Annotated in this window: 6 protein-coding genes; 1 reads left to right on the top strand and 5 read right to left on the bottom strand. The window is 68.1% G+C overall.

What is annotated here, in order from left to right; all coding sequences use genetic code 11:
* Positions 1-26: 26 nt before the first annotated feature.
* The 5 genes from GY812_10705 to lpdA form a co-directional block, all read right to left on the bottom strand.
* On the bottom strand, positions 27-1262 hold the full coding sequence (locus GY812_10705) for an acyl-CoA dehydrogenase (protein ID MCP4435947.1): 1236 nt from the start codon (positions 1260-1262) through the stop codon (positions 27-29).
* Positions 1263-1408: 146 nt separating this feature from the next.
* Positions 1409-2176, bottom strand: coding sequence for a hypothetical protein (locus tag GY812_10710; GenBank protein MCP4435948.1), 768 nt, complete (start codon positions 2174-2176; stop codon positions 1409-1411).
* A 6-nt stretch (positions 2177-2182) separates the two neighbouring features.
* The gene (gene lipA / locus GY812_10715; protein MCP4435949.1) at positions 2183-3904 is read right to left on the bottom strand and encodes a lipoyl synthase; all 1722 of its coding nucleotides are present in this window, start codon (positions 3902-3904) and stop codon (positions 2183-2185) included.
* A gap of 38 nt (positions 3905-3942) precedes the next feature.
* Positions 3943-5349: a 2-oxoglutarate dehydrogenase, E2 component, dihydrolipoamide succinyltransferase gene (gene sucB / locus GY812_10720; GenBank protein ID MCP4435950.1), complete on the bottom strand. Its 1407-nt coding sequence runs from the start codon at positions 5347-5349 to the stop codon at positions 3943-3945.
* A gap of 116 nt (positions 5350-5465) precedes the next feature.
* The gene (lpdA, locus tag GY812_10725) at positions 5466-6866 is read right to left on the bottom strand and encodes a dihydrolipoyl dehydrogenase (GenBank protein ID MCP4435951.1); all 1401 of its coding nucleotides are present in this window, start codon (positions 6864-6866) and stop codon (positions 5466-5468) included.
* A 331-nt stretch (positions 6867-7197) separates the two neighbouring features.
* On the opposite strand from lpdA, the gene GY812_10730 reads away from it, so the two are divergent.
* Complete coding sequence (locus GY812_10730) at positions 7198-7962, top strand: SDR family NAD(P)-dependent oxidoreductase (GenBank protein ID MCP4435952.1); 765 nt, start codon at positions 7198-7200, stop codon at positions 7960-7962.
* Positions 7963-8019: the final 57 nt, after the last annotated feature.

The raw sequence follows: 8019 nt of genomic DNA on the forward strand, positions 1-8019 counted from the left end.
CGCGCTGAGGTTGCCGGCCCCGGCGGTCAGTCGGTCAGCAGGTCGCGGGCGATCTGGCTCACCTGGATCTCGTCGGTGCCGGCGTAGATCTGCAGCACCTTGGAGTCACGGGCCAGCTGTTCGACCTCGTACTCGGCCATGTAGCCGTTGCCACCGAAGAGCTGCACGGCTTCCATCGCCACCTCGGTCGCGGTCTGGGCTGCGTAGAGCTTCGCTGCGGACGCCTCGGCGAAGCTCATGTCCTCGCCCTCGGCGGCCATCTCGATGAACCGGAACACGAGGTTCTGCAGGTTCATGCGCGCCACTTCCATCCTGGCCAGCTTCAGCTGGATCAGCTGGAATCCACCGATGGCCTGGCCGAACTGCTCGCGTTCCTTCGCGTACTGAACCGACAGCTCGAGGCAGCGGTCCACAATGCCGAGGGCCATGGCTGCCACTCCGGTGCGCTCGATGGAGAACGTCGCCTTGGACGCCTCGCGGCCACCAGAACCGCGGAAGGCATCTTCGGATTCACCGAGCAGGCGGTCCTTGCCCACACGCACGTCGTTGAGGAAGAGCATGCCGGTGGGGCTCGAATGGATGCCCATCTTGCGGAATGGCCTGGGCTGCTCGAGGCCTTCCATCCCGGTGTCGAGCACGAACTGCAACACGGTGCGGTCCTCGGGCGGGTTGCCCTCGTCGAGCTTGCAGATGAACACGATCGTGTCGGCGTAGGGGCCGTTGGTGATGAAGGTCTTGGAGCCGTTGAGCACGTACTCGTCGCCGTCGCGCCGCGCCGAGGCCTTCATCGAGCCGAAGGCGTCAGATCCGGAGTCGGGCTCGGTGATCGCCCACGCGCCCACCTTGTCCATCGTGAGCAGGTCGAGCGCCCAACGCTCCTTTTGGTCCGTGGTTCCCTTGGACATGATCGACGAAGCGGTGAGGCCCATCGACACGCCCATAGCGGTCACCATGCCCGGGCAGACCCGGCACAGCTCGATGATCGGAATGAGGGAGAACGCCGCATCGCGGGGTCGGCGCTCCGATGCGCCGGAGTCCTCGCGGGATTCCCCGGCTGCCTCTGCGCGTTCTCGGGCGATTCGCTTCGCGAACGAGTCGCGCGCCATCGAGTCCATGCCGAACGTGGCGAACATCTTGCGCAGGAGGTCATAGGGCGGCAGGTCGCCGAACTCGAGCTCCTCACGGTGAGGCCGGATCTCCCGGTCGACGAACTCCCGGACCGCCTTGCGGACCATTTCCTGTTCCTCGGACCACTTGATCATGTGCCTACCCCTGGTTCGTGCCGGCCTCGGCCGGGGTCAACTTGACCGCTCGGTCAAGTTATGGCGACGTCACCCGGACAGGCAAGTGACACCGGTCGCAGACTCACCCCCACTCGCCCTCTCACGCGCCCGGACAGGGCCGCGGGTCAGCGGGGTGTGGCGTCAGAGGCCACGAACGGCGCGGCCTCGCCCCACCAGCCGAGTTCTGCCGGCAACACCGGCAACGACCGGTAGATGTCCACGTAGCGTTGCTCCTGCACGATGCCGTGGAGCAGCAGCAGCAGGGTCCAGCGCGTATCGACCACTCCCCCGCCATCCGCGATCGCCTCGAGCGATGTCTTCTCGCCGGTGCGCATGCGCAGGTAGTTGGCGAAACTCACCTCGACGTCGATCAGTGGCGCCTCGTGCGCCGGCTCAGCCGGGTCGGTGTCCTCGGGCCACTCGTCCACGACACGCCCGAGAGGGCGAAGGCCGTCCTGATAGCGGATGTCACACACGATGCGGCCCACGGGTGACCCGGTCACCGCGAAGCGCAGCCGCGCCGTGGCATCGGGCACCCGGACCAACTCGTGGAAACCCGGGTGTGGGAGGTCGTCGCGGGGCGGGAGCTCGAGCACCGGATCACCCACCCGTACCTTCACCGCCTCGACCTCACCTCGCGAAGCCCACGTGGTCGCGCACGGGTCGGTGGGAGCACCGGGGCGCACGAGCGCCCAGGGAGCGGGAGCGTCGTCGAGTGACCATTCGGCCAGCCGGCCCTCCTCGAAACGCTGTGAGTGCCGTACCACCTCACCGTCGTCACCGACCGACTCGATGTGCACGGTGCCGGTGGCGTACGTGGGCGCACTGCCGAGCAGCTCGCCTCCGCCCTGCTGCACCGTCGATTGCTCGGGATTGCGTGCGACGAGACCCATTCGTGCCTACCTCCGGGCGGCGGAGCCCGCGTGGTAGCTCGACCGGGTGAAGGGCGACGACTCCACGTGCTCGATACCGAGGCTACGGCCGACCTCGGCGAAGTCCTCGAAGTCCTGTGGTGTCCACCAGTGCGCCACCGGAAGGTGGTTGGTGGTCGGGCGCAGGTACTGGCCGATGGTCACGATCGACGTACCCACCGCTGCCATGTCGGACAACGCCACCTCGATCTCGTCGCGGGTCTCGCCCATGCCGACCACAAGTCCTGACTTGGTGCGCAGACCCGCGGCGGCCGAGCGGGCCAACACCGACAGCGAGCGCGCATATCCGGCGCTGGGGCGCACAGCCCGCTGCAACCTAGCGACGGTCTCGACGTTGTGGTTCATGACGTCGGGCCGCTCGGCAAAGATCAGCTCGAGGGCCTCAGAACGGCCGCGGCAGTCCGATATCAGCACCTCGACGCCCGTGTCGGGGCATCGCTCACGGATGGCACGGATCGTGGCGGCGATCTGTCCGGCACCCTCGTCGGGGAGGTCGTCGCGAGCCACCGTGGTGACCACGGCGAAATCGAGGCCCATGCGCTCGACCGCCTCGGCCACACGGCCGGGCTCGGACGCGTCGGGAGCCCCGGGCTTCCGGGTGTCGACCAGGCAGAAACCACAGGCCCGGGTGCACCTCTCACCGTTGACCATGAAGGTGGCGGTGCCCTCCGACCAGCATTCCGACAGGTTCGGGCACCCCGCCTCCTCGCACACGGTGACGAGGTCGAGCTCGGACACCGTGCGCTTGGTGCGCATCACGCTGGGGTCATGTCTCACCCGCGCACGCATCCAGTCGGGCTTCGGCTCGTCGATGGCAACACCGCCGGACACTCCCGCCTCGGCCAGGCGGCCCAGCAAACGCACCGACGTGCCGCCCTTGCGCGCGAGATTGGACCCATCTGTGACCTGGCCGGGGCCCTCCCCTCGCGAAAAGGGTGACAGGTCGGAATCGTCACCGCGCCGGGAGCGGCGGACAACCGCTGCGTGGGTCACGGACTGCGGCTGCCACCGTTGCACGAATGCTTCGGCGAATGCCGAACCCACCTGCTCCAGGGAGACGTCAGCCCCTTCGGCAGCCATGGACGTGACCCCGAGGTCCTCGATCCCACAGGGCACGATGTGGTCGAACATCGCCATGTCAGGTGCCACATTGAGCGCCACGCCGTGGAGGGTCCGGCCGCGCTCGACCCGCACACCGATTGCGGCGATCTTCGCTGCCTGCGGCGTCCCCGCACGCATCCACACGCCGGGATACCCGGCCTGACGGCCAGCGGTCAGCCCGAAGCCGGTCAGCGTGTCCATGAGCGCTTCCTCGAGCAGGCACACCCATCCGACCGAGTCGGGCAACCCCCCGTCGGCTGCGGTACGGCCACTGCGGTCAGGAAGCGCCACCAATGGGTAGGCGACAAGCTGGCCGGGGCCGTGGTAGGTCACGTCACCACCGCGGTCGACATCGACCGCGGTGGCGCCGACCGACTCGGGTTCCACCAGCACGTGTGACCGGTCCGCGTTGCGACCGAGGGTGTAGGTCGGTGGATGCTCCAGCATCAACAGGTGGTCATCCGCCGCGGCATCGGCAGCCAGGCGCGTGGACGCCACCTCGTGCAGCCCGCGCTGCAGCGCCCACCCGTCTGCGTAGCTGACGGTGCCGAGCCACCTGGTGTGCAGCGGCGCGCCGGTGCCCCGCAGGGTTGATCCCCCTTCGGGTCGGGCGCAGGTGGCCGTGTTCAGAACTCGGCACTCCAGTCGCGTGTCTCCATGATGTCGCGGACCCTCGAGAGGAATGCCGCCGAGTACGCGCCGTCGAAAGCACGGTGGTCCCAGCTCAGTGTGAGTATGCCGACCGGGTGGATCGCAATGGCCTCGTTGCCCTGGCCGTCATCGACCACGACCGGCTTGCGGCTCACACCGTCGGTGCTGAGGATCGCAACCTGTGGCTGGTTGATGACAGGTGCCACCAGCAAGGAGCCGAATGCACCGGAGTTGGACAGTGTGAAGGTGCCGCCGGTGAGCTCGTCGGGGCCGAGCTGCTTGTTGCGTGCACGCACTGCGATGTCGTTGATGTCGTCCGCGATGGCCCGGAGCCGCTTCTCGTGGGCCTCGCGGACCACCGGCGCGAGCAGGCCTTCGTAGTTGAGGTCCACGGCCACCGAGAGGTTGACCTCGTTGTGCAGGATGATCTCGCCGTCGCCCATCGAGGCGTTCATGTGCGGGAACTCGCGCATTGCATCGACGACAGCGCGCGCGATGAACGGCAGATAGGTGAGCGAGAAGCCGTTCTCGGCCCTGAACGCCTCGCGCATGGGCAAACGTGCTGCCTCGATCGCCGAGTAGTCGACCTCGACGGCGGTGATCACATGTGGCGACGTCGCCTTGGAAGCCACCATCAGATCCCCGGTCATCTTGCGGATCCGGTTGAGCGGCTCGGCCACATCACCGGCACCCGGCCGCATCGGGGCGACCTGCGGCGCGGCGGGCTGGGGGCGCTGCACCGGCGCGGCCGGCGCAGCGGTGGGCGCCACAGCACGTGCGCCGCCGCCCGAGGCCTTGGCGCCGACGCCTGCATCGATGGCATCGAGTACGTCTTCGCGGGTGATGCGCCCCCCGACGCCGGTCCCGGTGATGACGTTGGGGTCGAGTCCGTTTTCCTCGACGAGGCGCCTCACCAACGGCGATAGCAGCGCACCGCTGGCAGCTGGCGTCTCGGCCGCGGCCGGTTGGGGGGCAGCAGCCGGCGCCGAGGCGGGCGCAGGGGCTGGTGCACCAGCCGCAGCGGGCGGTGTGGCGGCTGGAGCAGGGGGTGGGGCGACCGCTGGGGGCTCGGGGGCGGGCTCCTCCGCCGGCGCGGCGGCGGGCGCGGCAGCGGGCTCCTGCGCCGGCGCGGCAGCGGGTGCGGCATCACCGCCGCCCATCACGGCGAGCACGGTTCCCACATCGACGGTCTCGCCTTCCTCCACACGAATCTCGCTCAGCACCCCTGAGGCCGGAGCGGGCACCTCGGTATCGACCTTGTCGGTGGACACCTCGAACAAGGGCTCGTCCTCGTTGACGGTGTCCCCCACCGACTTGAACCAACGGGTGATCGTGCCCTCGGTGACGGACTCGCCGAGCTGGGGCATCACGATGTCGGACATTGGTTCTCCTCGGTCACATGGACCTGGTCTACGACCGGCGGGCCCCGATGCCCGCCGTGGTACTTGTATCTAACTTGTATTGTAGTTGCTCTCAGAGTCCTGCCGGGACCACCCACTCAGTGAAGTGAACGCCCGGTGAGACCCAACACCGTTTCGCCAAACAATTCCGTGAGCGACGGGTGCGGCTGCACGAACGCCGCCACCTCGTCGACAGTTGCCTCCCAGTTCACCGCCAGGTAGCCGCCACTGAGCTGCTCGGTCACCCATGGCCCGACCATGTGCACGCCGAGCACCTGTCCGCCGGTCCCGTCGGGGCGCTTCTGCGCCACCACCTTCACGAGTCCGTCGGTCTCACCGATGATCATCGCCCGGCTGTTGGCCGCGAAGCGGTGCTTCGAGGTCACCACGTCAATCCCGGCGTCCTTGGCGGACTGCTCCGAATGCCCCGCGAAGGCGACCTCGGGATTGCAGTAGATCGCCCACGGCACCCGCGAGTTGTCGACCGGTGAGGGGCCCTCACCGAGGACGTCCTTGACCGCCGAGATCGCCTCGGCAAATCCCACGTGTGCAAGCTGCGGGGTGTCGATTGCATCGCCGATTGCCCAAACCGACGGCTCGCCAGTGCGGTACGCGTCGTCGACCTCGACGAATCCGCGCTCACCCACGACCACTCCCGTGCCGGCCGCGAGAAGGCCGGTTGTGTAGGGCGCCCGGCCGACCGACACCACCACGAGGTTGGCATCGATGGTCTCACCTTCGCCGAAACTGACCGAAGTGCCGGTCTCGCCGGGCGAGTGGCTGGTCACTGCAACGCCGGTGCGCACTTCGATGCCCTTCTTCTTGAACGACTGGCGCACCACGCGGGTCACGTCGTCGTCGCACCCGGGGAGGATCTTCGGCAACGCCTCAAGGATCGTCACCTTGCTGCCCAGGTCCGCAAGCGTGGACGCGAACTCACACCCGATGGCCCCACCACCGATCACCACCGCGTTCTGCGGAACCTGCGGGATGTGGAAGAACTCGTCGGATGTGACCACGTAGCGATCGTCGGGTTCGAAGCCGGGGATCGTGCGCGGCACCGAGCCCGGGGCCAGCACGACCGCATCCGCGGTGAGCGTTGCCCGCTCACCGTCGCCACCCACGACCTCGACGGTCCTGTTGGGACCGAGCGTGCCGGTGCCGTTGAGGATGGTGACCTTGCGGCCCTTGAGCAACATCTCGACACCGCCGGCCAGCTTGTCGACGATCTGCTGCTTGCGCTCGAGGGTGCGGCCCCAGTCGATCTTGTTGGGGGTGACGATCACGCCGAAGTCACCCGCCTCGCGCACCGTGCGCACGACCGCTGCGGTCTCGAGCAGCTCCTTCGCGGGCACGCAGCCGCGGTGCAGACACGTGCCACCGATCTTGTCCCGCTCGACGAGGGCGATGTTGAGCCCCGCCGAAGCTCCGTAAAGGGCGGCGCCGTAGCCGGCCGGGCCACCACCGATCACAACGAGGTCGTAATGATGATCTGTCACGGCCTGAGCCTACCGATGATCGGGGGTACCGATGGCCTCGCCCTGAAGCGGCCGCACAGCCCGGCCTCCGGCGGCGATCCGGCCGGCTCCCCGGGGCAATCAGAGGACCTGGCTCGCCTGAATCGCGAAGGCGATCAGCAGGGCCAGGCCGCACAGCAGGGAGAGGATGATCAGCATCCGGGTGCTCACCACGAAGAGGCTACGGCCCACCATCGTTTCGGTCCCAGCCGGCAACCGGCCGACGGGCGGCACAACTGTGGTTCAGCGGCGCTGCCGCGTATGGTTGACGGACCCGGTGCCGCTCGTGACACCGGACAGCACGGAGGCAACGGTGCGCGACGCACTCGGGGAAGTTCAGTCGGTTCTGGTGCTCGGAGGGGGCTCCGACATCGGTCGCGCCCTGGTGACCAAGCTTGCCTCGAGGCGCTGCCGCACAGTGGTGCTGGCGGGCCGCCCCGAGGATGACATGGAGCCGGTCGCGGAGGCCGCTGCCGCAGCGGGCGCCACCACCGTGGAGATGGTGCACTGGGAGTCGACCGATTTCGCCAGCCACGAGAAGGTCATAGGTGAAGTGTTCGACCGCTTCGGTGACCTGGACCTGGTGTACGCCCCGGCGGGCATCCTCGGAAGCCAGGAGGCGTTCGACGCTGATCCGACGTTCGCGGCCAAGGCGTTCGACATCAACCTGACCGGGCTGGTGTCGAGTTGCATCGCGGTCGCCAACCGCATGCGGGTCCAGGGCCACGGTGCCATCGTGGTGATGGGCTCGGTGGCAGGCGTGCGCACCCGCAAGGACAACTATGTCTATGGAGCCACCAAGGCAGGCCTCGACGCGTTCGCCCAGGGCCTGGGCGACGCCCTCGAAGACACCGGGGTCCGCGTGATGGTGGTCCGCCCGGGCTTCGTTCACACGAAGATGACCGACGGGATGGACGAGGCGCCGTTCTCCACCACACCCGATGCCGTGGCCGACGTGATCATCGACGGGTTGGCCAAGGGAGCGGAGACGGTCTGGGCACCCGGGATGCTGAAGTTCCCGTTCTTCGTGTTCCGCAACCTGCCTCGCGCCATCTGGCGCAAGGTCGCAGACCGCTGACCAGCACGGTCGCAGACCGCTGACCAGCACGGCCGCAGACCGCTGACCAGCACGGTC

The organism is Actinomycetes bacterium (assembly GCA_024222295.1).
Classification (GTDB): domain Bacteria; phylum Actinomycetota; class Acidimicrobiia; order Acidimicrobiales; family Microtrichaceae; genus JAAEPF01.